Annotated in this window: 18 protein-coding genes; 9 read left to right on the forward strand and 9 right to left on the reverse strand. The window is 55.7% G+C overall.

Annotated features, from left to right (window positions below; translation table 11 throughout):
* The first annotated feature begins 141 nt into the window (after positions 1-141).
* Positions 142-1848: an amidohydrolase gene (locus GFN93_RS15110; RefSeq protein ID WP_235902078.1), complete on the forward strand. Its 1707-nt coding sequence runs from the start codon at positions 142-144 to the stop codon at positions 1846-1848.
* A 77-nt stretch (positions 1849-1925) separates the two neighbouring features.
* On the opposite strand, the gene GFN93_RS15115 is transcribed toward GFN93_RS15110, so the two are convergent.
* From GFN93_RS15115 to GFN93_RS15125, 3 genes are all read right to left on the reverse strand, one after another.
* Positions 1926-2150: a hypothetical protein gene (locus GFN93_RS15115; protein ID WP_153502155.1), complete on the reverse strand. Its 225-nt coding sequence runs from the start codon at positions 2148-2150 to the stop codon at positions 1926-1928.
* A gap of 335 nt (positions 2151-2485) precedes the next feature.
* On the reverse strand, positions 2486-3664 hold the full coding sequence (locus GFN93_RS15120) for a hypothetical protein (protein ID WP_153502156.1): 1179 nt from the start codon (positions 3662-3664) through the stop codon (positions 2486-2488).
* Positions 3661-4494: a DUF6502 family protein gene (locus GFN93_RS15125; protein WP_153502157.1), complete on the reverse strand. Its 834-nt coding sequence runs from the start codon at positions 4492-4494 to the stop codon at positions 3661-3663. The genes GFN93_RS15120 and GFN93_RS15125 overlap by 4 nt, the downstream gene beginning before the upstream one ends.
* Before the next feature lie 453 nt (positions 4495-4947).
* Between GFN93_RS15125 and GFN93_RS15130 the strand changes: the two genes are divergently transcribed.
* Entirely contained in the window at positions 4948-6366 is a 1419-nt protein-coding gene (locus GFN93_RS15130) for an ELWxxDGT repeat protein (protein ID WP_235902080.1), read from the forward strand.
* A gap of 268 nt (positions 6367-6634) precedes the next feature.
* Here GFN93_RS15130 and GFN93_RS15135 read toward each other — a convergent pair whose 3' ends face one another.
* Complete coding sequence (locus GFN93_RS15135; RefSeq protein ID WP_153502159.1) at positions 6635-7117, reverse strand: spore coat protein U domain-containing protein; 483 nt, start codon at positions 7115-7117, stop codon at positions 6635-6637.
* Positions 7118-7781: 664 nt separating this feature from the next.
* On the opposite strand from GFN93_RS15135, the gene GFN93_RS15140 reads away from it, so the two are divergent.
* Together GFN93_RS15140 and GFN93_RS15145 are read left to right on the forward strand one after the other, a co-directional pair.
* The gene (locus tag GFN93_RS15140; RefSeq protein WP_153502160.1) at positions 7782-8456 is read left to right on the forward strand and encodes a hypothetical protein; all 675 of its coding nucleotides are present in this window, start codon (positions 7782-7784) and stop codon (positions 8454-8456) included.
* Positions 8457-8480: 24 nt separating this feature from the next.
* Positions 8481-9197, forward strand: a complete 717-nt coding sequence (locus GFN93_RS15145; protein ID WP_153502161.1) for a hypothetical protein — start codon at positions 8481-8483, stop codon at positions 9195-9197.
* 236 nt (positions 9198-9433) lie between these two features.
* Here the strand turns inward: GFN93_RS15145 and GFN93_RS15150 are convergent, their stop codons facing one another.
* Together GFN93_RS15150 and GFN93_RS15155 are read right to left on the reverse strand one after the other, a co-directional pair.
* Complete coding sequence (locus tag GFN93_RS15150) at positions 9434-10726, reverse strand: ribonucleotide-diphosphate reductase subunit beta (protein ID WP_153502162.1); 1293 nt, start codon at positions 10724-10726, stop codon at positions 9434-9436.
* 123 nt (positions 10727-10849) lie between these two features.
* On the reverse strand, positions 10850-13732 hold the full coding sequence (locus GFN93_RS15155; RefSeq protein WP_153502163.1) for a ribonucleoside-diphosphate reductase subunit alpha: 2883 nt from the start codon (positions 13730-13732) through the stop codon (positions 10850-10852).
* A gap of 631 nt (positions 13733-14363) precedes the next feature.
* On the opposite strand from GFN93_RS15155, the gene GFN93_RS15160 reads away from it, so the two are divergent.
* From GFN93_RS15160 to GFN93_RS15180, 5 genes are all read left to right on the forward strand, one after another.
* Positions 14364-15086, forward strand: a complete 723-nt coding sequence (locus tag GFN93_RS15160; protein WP_035231354.1) for a response regulator — start codon at positions 14364-14366, stop codon at positions 15084-15086.
* Positions 15087-15117: 31 nt separating this feature from the next.
* Positions 15118-16734, forward strand: a complete 1617-nt coding sequence (locus GFN93_RS15165; RefSeq protein WP_153502164.1) for an ATP-binding protein — start codon at positions 15118-15120, stop codon at positions 16732-16734.
* Positions 16735-17046: 312 nt separating this feature from the next.
* Positions 17047-18525 (forward strand): glycerol kinase GlpK, encoded by a 1479-nt coding sequence (gene glpK / locus GFN93_RS15170; RefSeq protein ID WP_153502165.1) that lies wholly within the window; start codon positions 17047-17049, stop codon positions 18523-18525.
* A gap of 203 nt (positions 18526-18728) precedes the next feature.
* Positions 18729-19838, forward strand: coding sequence for a GGDEF domain-containing protein (locus tag GFN93_RS15175; protein ID WP_153502166.1), 1110 nt, complete (start codon positions 18729-18731; stop codon positions 19836-19838).
* Positions 19828-20931, forward strand: a complete 1104-nt coding sequence (locus tag GFN93_RS15180) for a GGDEF domain-containing protein (protein ID WP_153502167.1) — start codon at positions 19828-19830, stop codon at positions 20929-20931. Before GFN93_RS15175 ends, GFN93_RS15180 begins: the two co-directional genes overlap by 11 nt.
* A 134-nt stretch (positions 20932-21065) precedes the next feature.
* On the opposite strand, the gene GFN93_RS15185 is transcribed toward GFN93_RS15180, so the two are convergent.
* The 3 genes from GFN93_RS15185 to GFN93_RS15195 all read right to left on the reverse strand — a co-directional run bounded on the left by GFN93_RS15185 (position 21066) and on the right by GFN93_RS15195 (position 24285).
* Entirely contained in the window at positions 21066-22121 is a 1056-nt protein-coding gene (locus GFN93_RS15185) for an ABC transporter ATP-binding protein (protein WP_153502168.1), read from the reverse strand.
* A 77-nt stretch (positions 22122-22198) separates the two neighbouring features.
* Entirely contained in the window at positions 22199-23107 is a 909-nt protein-coding gene (argF, locus tag GFN93_RS15190; RefSeq protein ID WP_153502169.1) for an ornithine carbamoyltransferase, read from the reverse strand.
* The gene (locus GFN93_RS15195; RefSeq protein ID WP_153502170.1) at positions 23104-24285 is read right to left on the reverse strand and encodes an aspartate aminotransferase family protein; all 1182 of its coding nucleotides are present in this window, start codon (positions 24283-24285) and stop codon (positions 23104-23106) included. The genes argF and GFN93_RS15195 overlap by 4 nt, the downstream gene beginning before the upstream one ends.
* Between the last annotated feature and the right edge of the window lie 166 nt (positions 24286-24451).

Raw genomic sequence — 24451 nt, forward strand, 5'->3', positions numbered from 1 at the left:
GGATTAGGCCCTGCGGTGCACAGTCTGCGCCAGACCTTTTCGATATCTCACAGCGTCCTGCCTGGTTTGCCATTGGGGGCGCGACAAGGGCATGTTGTCGTAGAGCGCTGGTTCGGATGTTTGCCTCTAGGGAGGAGGATGATGAAAACCTGGCTTGGAATTAGTGTGGCGTTGCTGTTGGTGGTGACGGCGGGGCTCGCCGGGGTGCACCGTTGGTTTAATCCTCCTGCTCCTCCCGCACAGCTTTTTTATAATGGCTCCATTTTGACCATGGATGCGACCTTTCCTCAGGCGACAGCCATGTTGGTTCAGCGTGGTGAGATTGTTGCTCTGGGGGATGCAGAAACCCTGCGCGATCGGGTCAGCCGGGATGTGGTGACCGTAGATTTGCAGGGCGGCACCCTGATGCCGGGTTTTATCGAAGCTCATGGTCATTTCCCCGGCGAGGGGCTTTCTGCTGTTGCAGTGGATGCCAATAGTCCTCCCATTGGCGACCTTTACAGTATTGAAACCCTTCTGGAGCGGCTCAAGCTGCTCGCCCAGCGCCGTCCGGATGGTCCTTTGCTCGCTTATGGTTTTGACGATACCACTATCGGCGAGCAGCGCTATCCTTCCCGTCAGGAGTTGGATCTGGTCAGCGAGACACGCCCGGTTCTGGTGATGCACATCTCCGGTCATTTCGGTGTGCTTAACAGCGCAGGGCTGGCGGCCATGGGGATCAGCGAAGAGGTCACCGACCCGATCGGCGGCTATTACGGTCGTGATGAGAATGGTCGCCTCAATGGGGTGCTGGCGGAAACCGCTTTCAGCCCGGTCAGGACAAGCCTGCTGAATCTGTCGGGCATGGACGGCTTCCGTGTCATGCGTCGGGCGGCGCACCTGTACCTTTCCCGTGGGATTACCTTTGCCCAGAATGGTCTGGCGGATGCCAGAACTTTGCGCGCGCTGGCGCCGGTGTTGCGTTATGGCTTGCTGCCGATGCGGCTGAGCGTGTGGCCAGATGCCGAGGCCCAGGAACAGATCAGCTCGGGACGCCTGAAGCTGGTGCGTACACCCCGCGGATACCCGGGGTCGGTGAAGCTGGTCAGCGATGGCTCCCTGCAGGGTTTTACCGGTTTTCTGAGTGAGCCTTATTACACGGTGCCGGAGACGTATCCCCCGGAGTATCTTGGTTTTCCTTCTCTGTCTGCAGAAGCGCTGGATGAGCAGGTGGTGCGCTTTCACTGTCAGGATCTACAGGTTGCGATTCATGCCAACGGGGATGCGGCGATTGCAATGAGCCTTGATGCCATTGCGGCGGCCCGGGCGCAGTGTCCTGAAATTCAGCGCCAGCCGGTACTCATTCATGCGCAGATGGCCACTACCGAACAGCTGAATCGCATGGTGGCACTGGATGTGATCCCCTCCTTTTTTAACGTCCATGTGTATTACTGGGGGGACCGTCATCGGGATATCTTCCTGGGGCCAGAGCGCGCAGGACGTATTTCGCCCCTGGCAGAAGCCGCTCGTTTGGAGTTGCCGTTTACGTTGCATGCGGATTCTCCGGTGGTGCCGTTCCAGCCGCTTCAGCTGGTTTGGAATGCGGTGAACCGGCAAACCGCCAGTGGTCAGCTGCTGGGGCCAGAGCAGGCAATCACCGTGGAGCGTGCTCTCAAGGCGGTGACCATCGATGCAGCGCGGCAATTGGGAGTGGCAGAGGAAGTCGGGCAATTGAGACCAGGACTGCGTGCTGATCTGGTGTGGCTCGACCGGGACCCCCGTGAATCCATCGCCGACTGGAAGTCTATCCAGGTGCGGGGGGTCTGGGTCGATGGGGTACGTCGCTTCCCTGATGGAATGACAGAATAGGGTGGCGGCGAGAGCAAGGGGGCCAACGGTGCGGCCCCTGTACCGGTTGGGCGTTTTTTACAACGCCCCCAGCTGAATCAGTGCCAGGTACCTTCCAGGTTCTCGCACTGCTCCAGGAATTCTTCTGCGCTCATTTCAATCGCATCATGATCCAGGTGTGAGGCCACCTGTTCTTTCAACTGTCCAACGACCTTGGACATCACAGTCAGGGTTTCTTCCACCTGCTCGATGGTTTCCAGCAGATCCTCGGCTTCTTGCAGGTACTCTTCTCTCAGGTACTCGTCTTTCTCGTAGTCGCTCATGCGAAGCCTCCTGATGGTTTGTGAGTTCTCAACTGCAGAACTCAACCCCATGTTGCCAACGATGGTGACGTAAAACAAACGGCATTTGGCGGTATTTGGTTAAAGTTTGAGCGTTTGTGATGGATGGTCGTGCACTTTTCGCGAACGGCGGAAGGCTGTACCTGCAGGCGTCTGCCAGCGGTGGATTTCCGGCCGCCTTTTAGGGCGCGGGGATACTCCTGAATCTGTCCGGAAATTGCTTGGGTGGTTGCCACGTTGGCCTTTAAAAGAAAACGCCCCGGGCATTGCAAGGGACGTTTTCGTGGACCAGTTAGAGCACTAGCTTCGTCTCTGTTTCATGGGACAACAAAATCCGTTTGTGCCCACAGGCTTAGCTGGCCGTCAGCTTGCCGCTTTCTGACCCGGAAGTAGTGGGTGCCACTGCCCAAAGAGGTATGTTCGATTGAAAAGAAGTTACGCTGCCAGTCCAGATCGGCGATCGGGGAGGAGAAGTCCGCATTGTCATCAATCTGCAGTTCATAAGAGAAGCCTGAGACGGTGACGATTTCCGCCTTGTGCTCCGGGTTGGAGCAAACCGCTTCCATGTCAAAGCAGAATTGTTGAGCGCCAGCGGTTGGTTCTACAGAAGTGCTCAGATTGGAGGGTGTCACCAGCCCCGGTGAGACGGCTTCTATCACGTCGCCAATATCCGCGATGGTTTCGCCAATCAGTACCGCTTCCAGATTCTGCTGAATCGATGCCGCATCCAGCCTGCCGTTGGCTTCCTGAAGGGAAAGCAGGGTGATCTCGTCAATGGCATCGTTGTTGAGCACGTCGGCCCTTAGTGTGCTGAGCAGGGTGTTCATGCTGTAGTGCGGTTCTTCGATGCGTCTTTCATTCACCGCCTCACTGAACAGGGATGAAATATACAGCGCGTAGGCGTTGTCCTCTGGCGTAGTGCCGGCGCGATTGCTGATGCTCATGTTGATAAAGGGCTGGCTGGTCGGGATGTCACCGGTGACGGCGGCCAGTACGTTCTTCACTCTGCTGTCGGCTTCAAGGGTCGCTTGCTCATAGCTGCTGCCCAGATTGATCAACTCCACTGCATAGTCGTGGCTCAGCAACGTCAGCGCGTTCACAAAGATGTTGGCCTGTTGTTCAGGGTCTTTGTTCACCAGAGCCTTGAGAGTGACATCATCGTTGGAGTAGGTGGCTTCGGTTTCATCGTAATAGCGCCCGGTTGTTGCCACGGACAGCAGACCGGGTTCTACCTCAAGACTGAAGTCCCCAAGGTTTGCCCGAACCTGTGAGCTGGCAACCACTGAACTGGTATCTCCCTCAATCTTGAGGACATCCACCTCACTATCCTGAATAAAGGGCCCTTTATAGGCTGAGCCGGTAAGCGACGACTTGCTGCCACCGTTGCCGGTGCCGGATATCCCGCCGTCATTGCTCGAGACAGAAAACGATTCGCCCCCGCAAGACAGCAGCAGAGCAATCAGTATGAAGAGTGCAAGTTTGGTGGTGTTTTTCATTGCTCCGAGCCTGAGTCCATGGGTTCTTCAAAATAGTAGATGCCGACACCAGCCCGGTACTGCTCAGGGCGGGCGTCGCCTTGATGGTCAATCTCCCGGTCCAGCCACCGATCCAGTTTCTGCAAAAGTTCCAGGCTGTCTGCTTCGATCAGCACTTTCAGTTTGGCGATGACTTCAGGGTTGACGCGGTTGTACGCCACGCTGAGCTGCAAGCGTGAGGTTTGGCCTTGTTGTTCGATGTTGTAGGCACTGGTGTTGAGCAGGTCGTGGGCCGCCTGGCCCATCAGGAAAAGCAGCTCTTCATTATCTTCATGGGGGATATAGCTGGTGTCTTTCAGGGTAACGCTGTCGTCATCATGGACCTCAATGGCCCCGGATTGCTCCAGCTCGCCGAGAACGGTGACGACAGAAACATCACCACAGTACTGCTGAACCAGGCTTTCAAAACTGGCCCCTTCACCATAAAGGGGGAGAGCTTGCGGATGGCCTTGCCCATCGGAGTAAAGCGCTTCCTTTTGCCAGGCATTGATGGCTCTGACAGCACGGTTAGTGCGCTTGGTCTGCAGCTGCAGCAGGGCATCCATGTCTTGATTGAGCTTGCGCAATCGAGCGGTTTCCTTTCGGTCCAGCCCGGTGAGGAGCGCAATTCGCGAGGTGCTCTGTTTCTTCCCCTCAATGGTGAAGCTTTCTGCTTCTTCTACGTAGATGGCCTTGAGCCAGAGATAAAAATCATTCACCGATACCCCGCGTTTGATGGCCATCCGGACGAGAGGGCGCATCAGCTTGCGAACAGCTTTATGAAACCCTGTTTTTGTAGATGCATCGGACATTGGGTATGAACCAAGCGCGAATTTTTGAATTCCTGCGAGACACGTTTACTGGTTTTGGCTGTGCGCTAACCGTCTACGTTTCCCGCGACGGGGCAGTATATACCTGATAGCGATGCGCCTGTTGCTCGTCCCTGGTCAGGAGAGCGGTGTTTCAGGCAGCCAACTTTCACCGCTAATGACTCGCTTTCTGCCCCTGAATGGTTTCCTGTTAAAGCCAATGCTACCTCCCGTGGGCTTTCTATCCCATAAAAAAAGCACTTTTTTTAGCCTGACAATGAGGGTTTTGGGCTTGTCGAGCCTGAATGTCATCTTTTAATTCTATAAAAAACAAAAGGTTGAAAGTTAAATGTGCATTCCGTGAGCCGTTTCACAAAGCACGTGCAAAACAGGATGGCTTTTGTTATCTTCTCAAAAAATGGGAAAATAAACCCAAATATGAAAGAGGGATCGATTATGAATGCGTGGTATGTGCTGGGTGCGGCATTGTTTCTGACGGCGTGTGGGGGCGGTGGCTCCAGCAACAGGGCGGCGCCGGAGGTGACAGCAAGTCCGACGGTGAAGTTTTTCCAGGCGGACAATGGCGTGAATGACAGGCAGCTATGGAAAACCGACGGCACCGCGGCGGGTACCTCCATGGTCAAGGTGATCAATGCCGGTGGCGGCGCCGATGTTGAGGTGCTTGGCAGTCTTGGTGCCAAAACCATCTTCCAGGCGGATGATGGCATCAATGGCCGTGAGTTATGGGTAACGGATGGCACGGAGGCTGGCACGATCCTGTTGAAGGATATCCGCGCCGGTACGGGAAGTACCTACATTCCCAGTTTCGCTATTGCTGATGGCACGCTGTATTTCGGCGCCTACGATAATGTCAACGGCACTGAGCTGTGGAAAACCGATGGCACCGTGGCGGGTACGATCATGGTTAAGGACATTCAGCCCGGGATAAACGGTACGGGGGTCAGCAATCTGGTGACGATGGGAGCTGCGGTGTACTTCTCCGCCAGTGATGGTGTTGTGGGCTATGAGTTGTGGAAAAGCGACGGCACAGCGGCTGGGACGGTGATGGTGGCGGACATCAATCCCGGGGCCTCCCCATCTAATATTTCGGAAATGATCAGCGTGGATGGCATGCTTTACTTCAGAGCGGATGATGGCACTCATGGTCACGAGCTCTGGAAGAGTGATGGCACCGCAGCGGGTACGGAATTGGTAAAAGACATCCGCCCAGGTACCGATCCCTCCTTGCCCGCCGATCTTGTCGCCATGGACGGGATGATCTACTTCTCTGCAGCTGAAAGTACCGCGCAGGGCGCCGAGCTGTGGCGCACTGACGGTACCGCTGCGGGTACCGAGCTGGTCAAGAATATCAATACCAGCACGGGGGGGAGCACTACCGCCAATGGGGCCAACATCGATTTCATGAATGCGGTGAACGACAAGCTGTTTTTCACTGCGCGCTCGGTTTCTGGTGGTGACGATGAGCTATGGGTGTCCGATGGCACTGGAGCGGGAACCATGGCCCTGTTCAATACCGGAAATGTGAATTACTTGATGGTTGCCAATGATACGGTCCTCTTTGTGGGCGAGGATGCAACTTACGGTCAGGAAATGTGGACCACTGACGGTACGGTTGCCGGCACGGTGTTGCTCAAGGACATCGAGCCAGGCGCCAGCGGTTCGGATTTTTACTCGCTCGGAGAAGACTATTTTCATGAGAACGATGCTGTCCCGGTAGTGGAAGTGTCTCCCGGCGTTTCGCTGATCATTGCATACCGCTCTGATATCGGTTCTGAACTGTGGAGAACCAATGGCACGGCTGCGGGCACCAGGCTGATCAAGGATATTAATCCTGGTATGGGGGATGGGTTCTGAGCTTCAGATACCTGTGGTCGAATCTGCACGCAGGTTTGACACCTTCGTGATCCTGATACAAGGCGCCCAACTCTCTGGAGTTGGGCGTTTTTTATGGATTTCCTGCCGTCTGATGACGGATCAGCCGCGCCCTCAGCCGTTTGAGGAAATGGATGGTTGGACACAGCGTCGACTGATTGGAACTCGGTGAAGTCGGCTCCAAAGTGGTTGGACTGGTGTGTCAGGCACTAATTATTTGAGGGATCGCTTGCGCTGCAAGAGAGACGCATCAGAAAGTGAGGGTGATTGTGATTTCACCCGTTGGCAAGATACCTTCTGCATTGTCAGGGAGTGTGGAAGCGGTAGGGTTAGTTGATGCGGGGGTGATGACCTGGTGGCTGACGGTTAGCCCGGCGCCTGTGCTGCCAAGAACCCGGTTGGTATGCCAGTCAAGACTGCTGCGCTTTTTGAGCTCAATCTCAAATTGTGATGTTGAGCCATGGGCTGAGCGTATTGTTCGGATGTTGTTGGGGCCGCTGAGCCCGACTTCGTAACTAACGCCGTTTGAACAGGCAACGTCCAGTTTGCCTTGTGATGCTGACGGGTTTACCACAGGAATGCCTGCCGCTATAAACTCTGTACTGTCAATATAGCAACTGGGTAAAACGGAGAGGTGAACCAGGAAATGGTTCTTTGCTGTTTCTGCCTGGCCGCTGGCTGGCAACATGATCAATGCGGTCAGCAGAAAAGTGGTACGAGTCGCTTTCATCATTACCCATCCTTGGGTGTCTCTGGTATGACGCTCAGGGGAGGAACTCTGTCCTGATGAATGTCTATCGTCTGCTACCTGCTGGAAGGGTAGTTTCTCGCTGGCGTTCACAACATCGCGCCTAATTCGTACATGAAATAAGCGGTAGTACTTACGATGGGTTAGTCTGGGGCGGTGCCTGCTGATAAACGCTTGTTTGCAAGGGGAAGTGCATTCAGCAAGGTAGGGTGAATGGGTGAGGTGCGTTCACCCGTTTTTTCAGTCAGTGCGGATTTGAAGTTGTAAAACTGGGTAAAAGGCAGGAGGGCGGGGCCTGTTGTATTTATCTCAAGCGGGTGTCCCCGTTATTTCATAAAAATTTGTCAGGCTTGGGGTAGGGTACCCCTTGGTCTGGCGTCCAAGCCTGTTGCGTAAAGTGATACATAAAAAAGGGCGCCGAAGCGCCCATTTTTTATTGTGGGGTGCCATTAGTGGCGTCATGTCCCCTCTAAGGAAATCAATAGGTTAGACAACTATTGCCACGCGTGAATCGCACTTTTTGCCACAAGAAAAAGCAAGGATTAGGTAACCTTGTGATTATATGTGATTAACTTTCGAAATTGCTCGATGATAACGTCACATTTTTTAGCGGCTGCTTTGTTTTGATGGGCGAGCTTTGGAGAGGGGTATGGTCGGCTTTTGTAAAAACCTAATGTTGCTGCTGGCTTGTCTGAGCGTTTCATCTTGGTCGTATGCCGAAAGCTACAAAATAATGCGAGGGCATAATTTTAATCTTTTTCATCCTGATGGGTATGAGGTCTGCGAGGCTGTTGTTCGCGCTTTGGAGAAACTTCCACCTGGGTTAGACCCGTTATGCTCTCTTCCTGATGAAGGAAATGAAATTCAGAATTTGGAGTGGCAGGCCGTTGATTTTTCCGATGATGAAGGTTTTTGGATGGGGCTTCTTCTCAAGAATAATATGAAGCCATCTCAGGGAGACTCTGACTTATTGGTAAAGGAATTTAAGAAAGGGGTCTCTGGCGGGGCGAATATCGTATCAGTTGATATCGAAATAGAAGGGGAGTCTGATCCTGTTAAGCTATATAAGTACAGTTTTCGAGATTGTAAACCTGGAAATTATATAAAAGCTAGGGACGGAGGGGGAAGGGTTTATCCCGCCTATAGGATTTCTGGATTGGAGCCATATGATTTTGAAAGTTTTTCAGGAAGGGCGATTGATTTTTTTAAATACGGCAATGATTACTACACATATACAATTGGTAGTAATCGTGTGATCGTTAAATCGATTGTTGTGAGTCGAGATAAATTTTTGGATGTTCAGGTTTGTAACTTGCAAAAATAAGTATTGTTTTAGGTGGGTCGTTTAATGGGTGAGATGAGCTGTGGTGTCGCATTTTTGGTCAGAGGGTTTGGGCTTCGATTGTTGTTATTCTTTGTCGTCGCTGTGTCATCGGTTCATCCGCTCGGAGCTTACGCAAAGCAGTACGAAATCAAAAAGGGCTGGAACTATAACCTCAAAAACTCAGGCGGATATGCTGTTTGTGAAGAGCTGGTAAGGGTTATGTCCCGACTTTCATCCTCAGAGGAACCAGTGTGCGGACTTCCAGTTGTAGAGGGGGATCAACTTAAGATTTTGGACTGGGTTTTGGTCGATGAGGAGCGAAGTAAAGAATTGGCTAAGGATCTTCTTCCATCTGGTTCTCCATCCAAAGGCGAGTCGGAATCTAACTATCTAGTGTCTCAGTTTGAATCTGGAGCCAATGATGGTTCGAGAGTTTTGATGGCGGAAATGAATTTCAAAGGACAGAAATTAAAAGTCTATAAGTTTGAATTTCAAGATTGTACACAATCCAATTACGCCGAAATTAAAGTGGTTGAGGGTAGAGCTTTTCCAGTCTTTAGGGGGGAGCGGGAGGATGATTTTGAATTGAGGGGGGCTCTAAGGAGGGCTGTTGATCTCTTTTATTATAATGGCAGTTATTACTCGTATCTGGTTAATTCTATAGGCGTTGTAACTGTTAATGAAGTTGCAATAAGAAAAAACAAGGCGGTATCAGTTCAGGTTTGTTACTTGGAGGGTTAGTAAGGGTTTCGGAATATAGAGGTCACGGAATACTCGAAATATCAAAGGTTGAGTGGCGAGAATCTTATTCGCAAGAGGCAGCAGTTAAGAGAAAAAAGAAAAGGCCACGTTTGAGTGGCCTTTTTTGTGCTCGCTTGATGGCAAAGAAACTGTAAGTTGTTGACCCATAAAGAGAGCGAGCGATCCTTTAATGGCCAAAGTGCTCTCTCTAATGGCAACTCACATTTATTTCTTGCTTAATCCCAGCTCAGCGCACCGCCAACCTGGTATTCGGTGACCCGGGTTTCGAAGAAGTTCTTCTCTTTACGCAGGTCCATGATCTCGCTCATCCACGGGAAGGGGTTGTTCACGCCCTTGAACTGCTCTGGCAGGCCCAGCTGGGCGAGACGGCGGTTGGCGATGAACTGAAGGTATTCTTCCATCATGGCAGCGTTCATGCCCAGTACACCGCGCGGCATGGTGTCGCGGGCGTATTGGATTTCCAGCTCGGTGCCTTCCAGGATCATCTGGGTGGCCTTGTCGCGCATCTGCTGATCCCACAGGTGCGGGTTTTCCAGTTTGATCTGGTTGATCACGTCCACACCGAAATTCACGTGCATGGATTCGTCACGCAGGATGTACTGGAACTGCTCGGCCACACCGGTCATCTTGTTGCGACGCCCCATGGAGAGGATCTGGGTGAAACCGCAGTAGAAGAAGATGCCTTCCAGTACGCAGTAGAACGCGATGAGGTTTTCCAGCAGTGCCTTGTCGGTTTCCACGGTACCGGTCTTGAATTCCGGATCAGACAGGTCGCGGGTGTACTGGATGCCCCACTGGGCCTTCTTGGCAACAGCCGGAATCTCGCGGTACATGTTGAAGATTTCACCTTCGTCCATGCCCAGTGACTCGATGCAGTACTGGTAGGCATGGGTGTGGATGGCTTCTTCAAACGACTGACGCAGGATGTACTGACGGCACTCGGGGTTGGTGATCAGGCGGTAGATAGCCAGCACGAGGTTGTTGGCGACCAGGGAATCGGCGGTGGAGAAGAAGCCCAGGTTACGCTTGACGATACGGCGCTCGTCTTCGGTGAGCCCGTCAGGTTTTTTCCACAACGCCAGGTCGGCGTTCATGTTTACTTCCTGGGGCATCCAGTGGTTGGCGCAACCATCCAGGTATTTCTGCCAGGCCCAGTCGTACTTGAACGGTACCAGCTGGTTGAGGTCAGCGCGGCAGTTGATCATGCGCTTGTCGTCAACTTCCACACGGCCGGCGGTGCCTTCCAGTTCGGCGACACCTTCGGCCACGTCCATTCTGGCAACGGCAGCCTGGGCACGTTCGACAGCGTCGGTTACGGCGTTGTCAGTTCGTCCTCGCAGGTCATCATTTCCTGATTCTCCAGCATCCGCTGCACTTCCCGGTGCCGGTGCTTGAGGTGCAGGTGCCGCTTGCTGAGATAGCGTCTCAGATTGCGGCGGCGTTGCGGGTTGGGGTTGCGGCTTGGCGGCAGGCGTCTCTTGCGCATTGAATTCGTCCCAGCTCAGCATGTTTCTCTCCATTCCTTCTGACAAGTTTGGTGTCTCAGGGTCACCGCTTGCGTAATCATTTTGTTGTGGCTGCATGCCTGCGCGTGTTGCTTGTTGCGTAGGCATGCAGCGAACGCGAAGCGCTTATTGGCAGGCTTCGCAATCCGGGTTGTCGATGGAACAGGCCTGGGGTACTTCTGCAGCCTGAGTGAACTCGGCGGGTTCTTCCACTTTGGAAGAGACGCGGTTCAGCTTGCCATCGTTGATAGTGGATTTTTCGGTCTGGGTGGCACCGATAGCACGCAGGTAGTAGGTGGTCTTCAGACCCACCAGCCAAGCCATCTTGTAGGTGACATCCAGTTTCTTGCCGTTGGCGTCAGCAATGTACAGGTTCAGGGACTGCGCCTGATCGATCCACTTCTGGCGGCGGCTTGCTGCTTCCACCATCCAGCGCGGCTCCACTTCAAAAGCGGTACGGAACTGCTCTTTCAGGTCGGCAGGAATACGTTCGATGGGCTGCACGGAACCGTCGTAGTACTTCAGGTCGTTAACCATCACGTTATCCCACAGGCCACGCTCTTTCAGCGCGTGTACCAGGTATGGATTGACCACGGTGAACTCACCAGACAGATTCGATTTCACGTACAGGTTCTGATAAGTCGGCTCAATGGACTGTGAAACCCCGGTGATGTTGGCAATGGTTGCCGTGGGCGCAATCGCCATCACGTTGGAGTTGCGCATCCCCTTCTTGGCCATCTCACGTACGCTGTCCCAGTCCAGGGTCTGGCTACGATCTACCTTGCAGTACTCTTCGCCGCGCTGCTTGACCAGGATGTCGATGGAATCGATGGGCAGTACACCCTGGCTCCACAGGGAGCCTTCGAACGTCTGGTAGGCTCCACGCTCTTCGGCCAGCTTGGCAGAGGCCTGAATGGCGTAGTAGCTCACCGCTTCCATGGAGGTGTCGGCAAAAGACACCGCATCCGCAGAGGCGTAGCTGATACCTTGCTTATACAGTGCATCCTGGAAGCCCATGATGCCCAGACCCACCGGGCGGTGCTTCATGTTGGAGTTTTCTGCCTGGGGCACGCTGTAGTAGTTGATGTCGATAACGTTATCGAGCATGCGCACAGCAGTGTTGATGGTGCGCTGCAACTTCTCGACATCGAGACCGTTTTCGGTCACGTGCTGGGCAAGGTTGACGGAGCCCAGGTTACAGACCGCGATTTCATCCTTGTTGGTGTTCAGGGTGATCTCGGTGCACAGGTTGGAAGAATGCACTACACCCACGTGCTGCTGCGGGCTGCGCAGGTTGCACGGATCCTTGAAGGTGAACCACGGGTGGCCTGTTTCGAACAGCATGGACAGCATCTTGCGCCACAGGGACGTGGCGGGAATACGCTTGAACAGCTTCAGTTCGCCGGAGCGGGTTTTCTCTTCATAGGCCACGTAGGCTTTTTCGAAGGCTTCACCGTACAGGTCATGCAGATCCGGGGTGTCATTGGGGCTGAACAGGGTCCAGTCTTCTTCATTCAGCACACGCTTCATGAACAGATCAGGAATCCAGTTGGCGCTGTTCATGTCGTGGGTACGACGACGGTCATCACCGGTGTTCTTGCGCAGCTCGAGGAATTCCTCGATGTCCATGTGCCAGGTTTCCAGGTAGGCACACACGGCGCCCTTGCGCTTGCCACCCTGGTTCACGGCGACGGCGGTGTCGTTAACCACTTTCAGGAAGGGAACCACACCCTGTGATTTGCCGTTAGTGCCTTTGATGTAGGAACCCAGTGCACGCACCGGCGTCCAGTCGTTACCCAGACCGCCGGCAAACTTGGACAGCATGGCGTTGTCTTGGATGGCACCGTAGATGCCGTGCAGGTCGTCAGGCACGGTGGTCAGGTAGCAGCTGGACAGCTGCGGACGCAGGGTGCCAGCGTTGAACAGGGTCGGGGTGGAGCTCATGTAGTCGAAGCTGGAGAGCAGGTTGTAGAACTCGATGGCGCGTTCTTCCTTGTTCTCTTCTTCGATGGCCAGGCCCATGGCCACACGCATGAAGAAGCACTGCGGCAGCTCGATGCGGATGTCGTTGTGGTGAATGAAGTAACGGTCGTACAGGGTCTGCAGGCCCAGGTAGGAGAACTGCAGGTCGCGATCGCCCTGGATGGCGGCACCCAGACGGGCCAGATCGTATTCGCCCAATGCCGGGCTCAGCAGCTCCAGCTCGATACCCTGGGTAATGTAGGCCTGCAGGGCCTGTCCATAGAGGGCGCTCATCTCTTCCTGGTTGGCACGCTCGGCCACACCCAGGCGCTGCAGCGCTTCTGCGCGGATCTTGTCCATCAGCAGGCGGGCAGTGACCTGGGAGTAGTTGGGCTCTACTTCAATCAGGGTACGGGCGGTGATCACCATGGAGGTGTTCACGTCATTGATGGATACGCCGTCGTACAGGTTCTTCACCGTTTCGGTGATGATCTTGTCCGCATTCACATCGTCGAGGCCTTCACAGGCAGCACGGATCAGGTGCTCAAGGCGCCCCATGTCCAGCGGTGCCTTGCTGCCGTCTTCCATGGTGACGGACATTTCCACTTTGTGGGTCGGTTCCGGGAACTGGCTGGCCTGCTCGGCGCGTTTCTGTGCCTGGCGATCACGGTAGAGCACGTAGTCACGAGCCACCTTGTGCTCGCCGTTACGCATCAGGGCCAGTTCTACCTGGTCCTGAATTTCTTCGATATGAATGGTGCCGCCGGAGGGCATACGGCGCTTGAAAGTGGCGCTGACCTGTTCGGTCAGGCGAGCCACGGTTTCATGGATACGAGAGGAGGCGGCCGCGGTGCCACCTTCTACTGCCAGAAACGCCTTGCTGATGGCGACGGTGATCTTGTCATCGTCATAGCTTACCACTTTGCCGTTGCGCTTGATCACGCGCAGCTGACCCGGTGCTGTGTTGGCGATGCCCTGATCGTGGCCAGCGTCGTCGCCAGCGTTCCCGGTGGGGTTCTGTGGGTTCTGACTCATATCCGTTTGCATGGTGCCCTCTCCGTTGTGGTGCTGTTCTGTCTGTTTGTCTTGTGTATGGCGGTGGTGCGTGCGCGGCTGCATCAACCACGCAAAACGCCATGGCTGGAAGCCATGGCGCAAGAAACGGTATCCCTGTTCGGTCGTTTTGCGGGGTTCAGGAGGTGAACCACTATATCTTGTGTCTTTTCCATGACGTCACCTCGCTCCTTCAGTGCTGACTTGCAGCTAAATCGCTGATCAGCCGGCACTTTTCCCCATCTTGGTTTGTCTGACGATCGGGAGGCGGCGGTGTGATGGAAACCCAATATGTTGGGGTCGCCGCTCAAGTTCAGTACAAGTTATAGTTGCTCCCCCGGATTTGCAAGCACTTCGGCTGGGGAAATTTTGTGGATAACTTGTGGAGCAATGTGGGTGCATTTTTCAGGCACCGCTGCGGTGCGAGCCGTTACTAGATATTGTGTTTGTCAACGTAAAAAAGTGTATGTGAACTATGTTCGAACAGAGATGCGACGTTTACATGGTTGCCGTGGGCAGTGCGTATGCGTATAAACGTGCGATAGGGATACGTTTTTGACAGTGACCGGGTTGGTCCTGACAGGAAACGACAATAACGATACAAATCAACAAGGATAAGGACGGGATGACAACGGTGCAGGATAACCCGCCAGCCATCATGATCGTGGAAGATGACGAACGTCTTGCCGATCTAACCTGTGAATATCTTCAAGCCAACGGTCTGGATGTCACTGTCGTCAGCGACGGTGAAGAGGCGATTCGTCGCATCCGGGCTGAACAGCCGGACCTGGTGGTGCTGGATCTCATGCTGCCGGGCGCTGATGGCCTGACGGTATGCCGCGAAGTACGTAGTGCCTACAAGAATCCTATCCTGATGCTCACCGCGCGAACGGATGACATGGACCAGGTGCTGGGGCTGGAGATGGGGGCAGACGATTATGTCGCCAAACCGGTAAAGCCACGTGTGTTGCTGGCCCGGATTCGTGCCCTGCTGCGCAGGGTAGAAACCGATAACGAGCGAGACAACTCTCCGGCTCGTCTGGAGTTCGGTGCTCTGGTGATTGACAACTCTGCCCGGGAAGTGACCCTGGCGGGTGAGTCGGTGGACCTGACCAGTGCTGAATATGATCTGCTCTGGCTGCTGGCCTCCAATGCCGGCACTGTGCTGTCGCGAGAAACCATTTTCGAGAAATTGCGCGGCATTCAGTACGATGGACAGGATCGCTCCATCGACGTGCGGATTTCCCGTATTCGTCCCAAGGTGGGCGATGATCCGGAAAACCCGAAGCGTATCAAGACGGTACGCTCCAAGGGCTATTTGTTCGTCAAGGAAATCGGCGCGGCCTGACACCCTGCCGCGTCGTGACGCTGGGTGACCTTTGAATAGTATTTTTCTGCGGCTCTATGGAGGGCTGTTGCTGGCGCTGTGTTTCATCGGCGCCATCACCTATGCCTCCGTGCAGCTGGTCAACCAATATCGTTCCGATATTTACCGCGAAGAGATGGCGCGGGGTACCTTCTATCTGATGGCAGAGGGATACCAGCGCTATGAGTCTGAAGAGCGGGACCGCTGGAGCAAGGTGCTATCCCAGCTGTTCGGTGCGCCGATCAGTCTCAAGGATTCCGAGACGCTCAATCTTGGTTACCGCGAGGAACTTCACCTGAGCGAAGGCCTGGTGGTGATGCGGCTGAACGAGTCAGAAGGTTTTGCCGACATCCTGTTCCAGTTGCCCGGTGAAGATGCGTATATCGTTACCCGCATGACCAAGGTGTCAGAACAGCAGGCGCGGGCCACCGCAGTGCTGATCCTGAATCATCTCTCGCACTTCCCTGAGGAGCAGTGGGAAGACGCGCTTGCCGTCCTGCAACAGCACTTTGGCTATGATCTGGCCATGGTGGATCGTGCCGCCCAGGAGCTGGACGCGGAGCAGGAGCAGCGGCTGAATCGCCGCGAAGTGGTTATTGCCCTTGATGACAGCACCCGTAGTGATTCCAGTATCCGTATTTATGCCCCAGTGGCTGAAACCGGCAAGCTGTTGGTGATTGGACCACTCACACTGTTTGATCAATTCCCCATCGAGTTGTTGCTGGTGGCTGGCGTGCTGAGTCTGTTGGCCGTGGCCATGGCAACCTACCTGCAAGTGAGCCCGTTGCAGCGCCGTCTTAAACAGCTGGACCGTGCAGTAAGCCAATTGGGTTCCGGTGATCTTGGTGCCTACGCCAATATCGAGGGCTCCGATGCCATCGGTCAGGTGGCGGCGACGTTCAATGGCATGACGGCGCACATTCGTCGGTTGATTGAATCCCAGCGGGAGATGACACGGGCAGTGAGCCATGAACTGCGAACGCCGGTGGCGCGCTTGCGTTTTGGTCTTGAGATGCTGGCCGATATCGAATCGGCAGAGCTGCGCCGGGAAAAGCTCAATGCGCTGGATCATGACATTGAGCAGCTTGATCAGTTGATCGATGAAATCCTGACCTACGCACGCCTGGAGCAGGGCACACCCAACATCGAGTTCAGGCCTGTGCATGTGGTCGAGCTGTGTGAGCAGCTGAGAGACGAGCTGGAAACCATTCGTGGTGAGACCACGATCAGGGTGGAAAGTGATGTGCCAGCTCTGGAGGTGGAAGCGGAAGAACGCTACCTGCACCGTGTGCTGCAAAACCTGGTGACCAATGCCCTCCGCTATGCGGGCTCCAATATTGTCATGCGGGTTCATGAAGCGGACGGCCGGGTCATTATTCATGTGGACGATAACGGCCCGGGCATTCCGGAGCATGAGCGCGAACGGGTTTTCAAGCCGTTTGCGCGACTGGATAAAAGCCGCCACCGCGCCAGCGGAGGATACGGGCTGGGGCTTTCCATCGTGAAACGTATTGTGGACTGGCATGGTGGTGAAATTCGGGTGGAAGAGAGTCCGGAAGGCGGGGCCCGGTTCACCGTCACCCTGCCAGCCACTCAGCAGGGCCAGCACGTGCTGGGGCGGGTAAATTGAAGCTGCGAGTTTTGAGTTGAAAGTTCAAAGTTGAAGAGCACGACCAATGCGTTCGGTTTTGAGAGGCCGTGCCCGCGCACTTGCCGTTAATCGCGGGCAAAGAAAAGCAAACCCCGGCGACCTGATCCGCGTTTCAACTTTCAACTTTGAACTTTCAACGCATTCCTGGCGTTGGGCGTCCCGCTTTGTCCATAACATTGTCCGTTATGGTGCAATCTGTGCCGGGGCGTTCGGATAAAATACGCGCCCCCGATGTCGCTGGTACGTCTGTCTGATCCAGCCTCCAATACTGATAACAGGGTTAGCTGAGCCATGTCATATATTCTTTCCATTGATCAGGGTACGACCAGTTCCCGTGCGATTGTGTTTGATGATCAGGGCCGTGCAATCGGGCAGGCCCAGAAAGAATTTCGCCAGCATTTCCCCAAGGATGGCTGGGTGGAACACGATGCGAAGGAAATCTGGAACGATACCCTGAGCCTGTGCCGGGAAGCATTGCGCAATGCCCACATTGAAGCGCAGGAGCTCTCGGCTATCGGAATCACCAACCAGCGAGAGACCACTGTGTTGTGGGATCGGGAAACCGGTGATCCTCTCGCGAAGGCCATCGTTTGGCAGGATCGCCGAACCGCCGCCACCTGCCAGACCCTTCGCGAAGCAGGGCACGAAGAGGCTGTGCGAGCCAAAACGGGCTTGCTGCTGGATCCTTATTTTTCAGCCACCAAGCTGGCTTGGTTGCTGGACAATGTGCCCGGTGCCCGTCAGCGGGCCGAGGCCGGTGAGCTGGCGTTCGGCACCATTGATAGCTGGCTGCTGTGGCAGCTGACCCGCGGCAAGGTGCATGCCACTGATGCCACCAACGCCTCGCGGACCCTGATGTTCAATATCCATGAACAGTGCTGGGATGATGAGTTGCTGGCGCTGTTCAATGTGCCTGCCAGTGTCTTGCCGGATGTGCGTGATAGTGCGGGAGATTTCGGGATGACCTGCCCGGAGCTGCTGGGCGCTGCGGTTCCTGTGTCGGGCATTGCCGGAGATCAGCAGGCGGCGCTGGTGGGCCAGGCCTGTTTCTCTCCTGGCATGGTCAAGAGCACTTACGGTACGGGCTGCTTCATGGTGATGAATACCGGGGAAGCGGTGACCTCGCAGAATCGTCTGCTGACCACAGTGGGATACCGGCTCAATGGCAAGACGACCTATGCGCTGGAAGGCTCCATCTTTGTCGCCGGTGCGGCAATTCAGTGGCTTCGTGATGGCCTGAATCTGATCTCTGATGCCAGTGAAACCGAAGCGCTGGCGCGCCGGGTGGGCTCGGCTGGTGGCGTTTACCTGGTGCCTGCGTTCACCGGTCTCGGCGCTCCCTGGTGGGACCCCCATGCCCGCGGCGCCCTGCTGGGGCTCACCCGTGATACGGGTATTGCCGAGGTGGTGACCGCAGGGCTTGAGGCCGTGTGCTATCAGTCTCGAGACCTTCTTGATGCCATGGCCGCCGATTGCGGTACACGCCCGACCACCCTGCGTGTGGATGGTGGGATGGTGGTGAACAATTGGCTCAGCCAGACACTGTCGGATGTGCTGGGTGTCTGTGTGGATCGCCCGGTAGTGACGGAGACAACGGCACTGGGTGCGGCCTACCTGGCAGGTCTTGGCTGTGGGCTATATTCATCGCTGGAAGCGATTGCAGGGCAGTGGCGTTGTGAGCGGGAGTTCACCCCGGATCTGGAAGAAGAGGAGCGTCAGCGTCGTTACGCTGGGTGGCGCGATGCGGTAGCAAGGGTCTGCAAGGAGTAGAGGGCTGAGCGGAATTTGATCAGAAAATCATAAGCTTGCCGGTGTTATGCCATCCATTAAGCGATGGGCGGTCTGTTTGGCTCGACAGTGAAACTGTGACGGAGTAGCCATTTAGTATTAAATTCTTGGAAAGAATAATACTAAATAGTCACCATGCGCAGCCATTAAGAGGGTGGGCCGGCTGTGCAACATCAGGTACCCGAATGGACCAGTCTTTATCCTTGCATCCGGCAACCCTGCAGTCACAACGCGTCCGCCGCGTGCTGTTTGCGATCATTATGGGAGGCAGTGCCCATACCCTGCTTTGCTGGATTGCGCTGCAGCTGGACTTTTTCCGGGGTGGGGACTCCCTGTTTATTTCCCTGTTTGCCATCATCTGGGCGGGCCACGCCCTGTTTGTGACCTTCATGTTGCTGGGGCTCAATCGCCGTCTGGCTGAGCCCGCCATGATCCTGCCGTTGATGATCTGGTCGACCACCGGCCTGCTTGTGACGGCAGCGGTCGTGGATCAGGCCCGCCTGTGTGTCATGCTGATCTTCTTTGCCATTGTTCAACTGGGTGTATTGCAGGCCTCATTGCGTCAGTTCATTTTCCTGGCGATTTACTGCGTGGTGGGTTACGCCATCGTGTTGGGAATCGTCTGGCTGTACTGGCCAGAAGCGGTTGACGTGCAGGGAGAATGGATCCAGTGGGGTCTGTTTGCCGTCATGGTCATGGCGGTGGCGCTGCTGGCCGCCGAAATCTCTACTATCCGCAGCCTGTTGAGTAAACGAAACAGCCAGCTGGCCGAAGTGGTAGAGCGCATCCATGATATGGCGGTGAAAGACGAGCTGACCGGCTTTTATCGTCGCAGACATGCCATGGAACTACTGTCCAAGGCCTGTGGCCAGGCGTCCCGCGGTGCCTTCTCGCTCGCTGTAGTGTATGCAGATCTGGATTTCTTCAAGCGCATCAATGATGGTTATGGTCACGGTGTGGGTGACCTCGTATTGCAGCGTTTTGCCGAGGTCGTGTCGCGTCATCTTGGCGGTCAGGATTTCGCTGCCCGGCTTGGAGGAGAAGAGTTTATGCTGGTGCTGCCGGTCAGTGATCAACAGGAAGCCTGCCATTTGGTGGAGGGTATCCTGATGGGCATGCGTAGCCAGCGTTTCGCGGAAGCGCCGGAGCTCAATGTTACCCTGTCTGCCGGGTTGGCCATGTTGGCGCAGGGTGAAACGCCTGCCCAGGTTATCCGCAGAGCGGATGAGGCGTTGTATCGCGCCAAGGAAAGCGGCCGGGATAAATTGGTGGTGGGGTCCCGTAATGAACAGTGAGCTGCGTCAGGCAGAGAATCTGACCCTCAATGAAAGGCGGCTGCTCAAACGCCATGGTCGTTCAGTGTTGGCGATCATGGCCATGCATACCTTATTGTGCCTGGTTTACTACCGCATGGGGGCCTTCCTGGTTTCAGCGGAAACCGGCCTGTTTCTGCTGGCTGGTGTATGGGTCTCCATGCTGGCTTATCTTTTGCTGCTGGCCAGTGGCCTGACCCTGCGTTTCAAGGATCCCTCTCTGTCCCTGCCGTTGATTCTTTACTGCATCGTCGTGTTTGCCGTTTCGGGGTACTACGTGGATGAGTTTCGGCTCAGCGTGGTGACGCTGTTTTTTGCCATTCTGTTGCTGGTCTCGTTTCAGCTCAGCGGCAAGGTCATGGTGGGGGTGGCAATTCTCTCCAGTGCCGCCTATGCCATTATGCTGTGGCTGGCGCTGGATGATCGCTGGGTGCAGTTAAGTTTTTCCGTGGAAGCATTGCAGTGGCTGGTTTTCAGCATGATTGGCGTCAGCTTTGCGATTACCGGCGGCGGCATTAACCGATTGAAAAAAGACCTGGCTGAAAAGAACCGGGAACTGGCAAAGGGGCTCGAGCAGGTTCGGGAAATGGCTATTCGCGATGACCTTACCGGGCTCTTCAACCGCCGTCATTTGCTGGAGATACTGGATCGGCAGAAGGCGTTGGCGGATCGTAAACGCGTACCGTTTTCACTCTGTTACGTGGATCTGGATCACTTCAAACTGATTAATGATCATTTTGGCCATGAATGGGGTGATCGCGTATTGCGCCGCTTCTCCCAGGTGGTATTGGCCGACATGCGCGATGGCGATTATTTTGGTCGCCTGGGCGGCGAAGAGTTTCTGTTGATTCTTCCCCAGAGCACCGAACAGGGCGCGCTGCAGGTGGCGGAACGTTTACGCAAGCGTTGGAGCCAGGAAGCCTTCGCCCAGGAAGGTGGTCCGGCCACGGTGAGCCTCTCGGTGGGAGTGGCGGGATACCGTGACAATGAATCCATTGAAGACGTACTGAATCGGGCGGACAAGGGCCTTTACAAGGCCAAGACCTCAGGGCGCAATCAGAGCCAGGTGGCGTAGAAAGCTATCAATGGTGAACAGTGAATAATTGATAGCTCGCGATCGACGGTAGTGGGTTACATGATCGCAAAAGGCCGCATCCAGAGTCTGGGCGCGGCCTTTTGCGTTTATAGATGTGTCCTGTTCAGCGCGGGTTATTCATTGTTAATTGCAAAGGAAACCAGGTGCTTCGTCCCCAGCCGTACATGCAAGGTATCGCCTTCCAGCACGTTGGTGTGGCTGTCAGTCTGGCAAAGCAGGGTTTCTGAGGCGCTGACGCGCAGGTGGTAGAGAATGCTGGCGCCAGTGAACTGGCGGCGGGTAACAGGAAGGGCCAGGGTGGCGGTTTCGTCGGCGACGATGTCTTCCGGGCGCAACAGAACGTCGACAGTCGTGCCCGGGGCCAGATTGTCCTGATGTCGGCCAGTGAGCTCGCCGAGGCTGGTTCTGACGCTATGCTGATCGGTGACTTCACCACGCAAGAATGCGCCATAGCCGGCAAACTCCGCCACGAAGCGATTCGCCGGGGCATGATAAATATTGTAGGGGGTATCCCACTGCTCGAGCTGGCCGCTTTGCATCACGCCGACCCGGTCAGCCAGTGCGAAGGCTTCTTCCTGGTCATGGGTGACCATCAGGGCGGTCACATTTTCTTCCCGGAGAATATCGCCTAGCTCGCGGGCCAGTTGACGGCGAAGATCCAGATCCAGGCTGGCAAAGGGCTCGTCCAGTAGCAACAGGGCAGGGCGAGGCGCCAGGGCCCGGGCCAGTGCTACCCGCTGCTGCTGACCACCGGATAGCTCGTGTGGGTAACGTTGCTCCATGCCTTGCAGGCGCACTCGCCCAAGACACTCACTGACACGTCGACGCTTTTCATCCGCAGACAGTTTGCGCAAACCGAAAGCCACGTTGTCTGCGACAGTCAGGTGTGGAAACAGGGCATGCTCCTGGAACACCATGCCTAGACCACGTTGTTCGGGGGGGAGTTGCAGGCTGTCTGACGACACCAGCTTGCCCTGGATGCGGATACTGCCGCCGGTAACCGGCTCCAGACCGGCTATAGCTCGCAGGGTGGTGGTCTTGCCGCAGCCGCTGGGGCCAAGCAGGCAGGCAATTTCTCCGGCTGCCAGCGTCAGGCTGAGGCTTTTTACCACCGCTTGCTGATGATAGCCGCAAGTCAGGTTCTCGATGCTGAGTAGCGAGTCTTTCATTGGCAGTACGCTCCAGCTTCACGCGGCACGCGACAGGCTTTCCATGTTGCGCATCGCGTGGTGCGTGCAGGCGTTGTTCAGTGCTGACCCGTGAGCAGGAATTCCAGCAAGGCTTTCTGGGCATGCAGACGGTTCTCTGCTTCGTCCCAGACCACCGCGCGGGGATCTTCCATCATTTCATGGCTGACTTCTTCACCGCGATGGGCGGGCAGGCAGTGCATGAACAGGGCTTCCGGATCGGCCAGATCCATCAGCTCAGGAGTGACCTGATAACCCTCGAAAGCACTCATGCGCGCCTGTTGCTCGTCTTCCTGGCCCATGGAGGCCCATACATCGGTGACCACCAGGTGGGCACCCTTGACGGCTTCGCGGACGTCGGGTTGCAGCGTCACGCGATCAGTGCAGCGCGCCAGCAGATCGTCATCCGGTGTGAAGCCGCTGGGGCAGCTGATCACCAGCTCAAAATCAAACTGGCGGGCTGCGTTCATGTAGCTGGCACACATGTTGTTGCCATCGCCTACCCAGACCACTTTCTTGCCCTGAATGTTGCCGCGGTGCTCGACAAACGTCTGCATGTCGGCCAGGAGCTGACAGGGGTGGAAGTCATCGGTCAGCGCATTGATCACGGGTACGGCCGAATGTGCAGCAAAGGTTTCCACGGTAGCGTGATCGAAAGTGCGGATCATGACCGCATCCACCATGCGTGAGAGTACCCGGGCGGAATCTTCGATGGGCTCACCGCGGCCCAGCTGGGTGTCGCGGGGCGACAGGAAAATGCTGGCGCCGCCAAACTGGGTCATGGCCACTTCAAAAGACACCCGGGTACGGGTGGAGGACTTTTCGAAGATCATGCCCAGCGTCTTGCCCTTAAGCGGCTCGTGGCTCTGGCCATTGCGCAGCATGGTCTTCAGTTCAATGGCGCGCTGGACCAGGTAGCCCAGCTCGTCGGGGGTCAGGTCATTGAGAGTCAGGAAATGCCTGCTCATGCGACCTCCTGTGCGTTGGCAAAGGAATGAATGATGGCAGACAAGCCGTCTACCAGCGTTTGCATTTCGGCATCATTGATCACCAGTGGCGGCAGCAACCGAATCACCGAACCAGCGGTAACATTGATCAGCAGGCCGGCCTCCCGTGCACTGGCTACCAGCTCGCCACAGGGGCGATCCAGCTGGATGCCGAGCATCAGGCCTTTCTGGCGAATTTCGGTCACCAGGGCGACGTCGGCAAGCGCGGCCTGGAATGCGGCCTTGAGTTGCGCTCCTTTGGTGGCCACATCACCAATTACCTCATTGGTCAGGGTGTTGACCACGGTCAGGGCAGTGGCACAGCCAAGAGGGTTGCCCCCGTAGGTACTGCCATGGGTGCCGGGGCTCAACACGTCGGCGGCCTTGCCGGCGACCAGGCAGGCCCCAATGGGGAAGCCATTACCGAGGCCTTTCGCGGTGGTCAACACGTCAGGAAGAACGCCATCGCCCATGCAGGCAAAGTAGTGGCCGGTACGGCCATTACCAGACTGGATTTCATCCAGCATCAATAGCCAGTCCTGCTGGTCGCACAGCTGGCGCAGCGCCTGCAGGTAACCCGCATCAGGAATATTGATACCGCCTTCGCCTTGCACCGGCTCCACCAGCACCGCAACAATCTCGTTGCTGGTTGCCAGCGCTTCAACCGCAGCCACATCATTGAACGGCACACGGACAAAGCCTTCCACCAGTGGTGTAAAGCCTTCCTGAACCTTGCTGTTGCCGGTGGCCGACAGGGTGGCCATGGTCCGGCCATGGAAGCTGCCCTCCATGACGATCACCGTAGGTTTGGCAATCCCTTTGCGGTTGCCGTAAAGGCGCGCAATCTTGATGGCGGCTTCGTTGGCCTCGGCGCCGGAATTGGAGAAGAAGGCGCCCTGCATGCCGCTGATTTCGCACAGTCGCTCTGCCAGGGCTTCCTGGGCAGGGATTCGGTACAGGTTGGAGGTATGCACCAGCTGCCCGGCCTGTTCGGCCAGGGTTCGGCTCACCGCCGGATGGCAGTGTCCCAGGTTGCAGACCGCGATGCCGGAAATGGCATCCATGTACTTGTCGCCGTTCTCGTCGAACAGCCACACCCCTTCACCGCGCACAAACGCCACTGGCTGACGAGCGTAGGTGGGAATCAAATATTGCGACATAGCAGGCTAATTAATAGTTAATAAAGCATGATTAATAACGGAACAGAACGGTTTTTCAGAAGGTTCAGCATCCGCCTCAAACAAAAAACGGCAGCCCAAGGCTGCCGGAATCACCGATAATAGCGCAGTTTCCGGCCAATAGTTAATAGTTGATGCCCCGGAAGAA

Source organism: Alcanivorax sediminis, from assembly GCF_009601165.1.
GTDB lineage: Bacteria > Pseudomonadota > Gammaproteobacteria > Pseudomonadales > Alcanivoracaceae > Alcanivorax > Alcanivorax sediminis.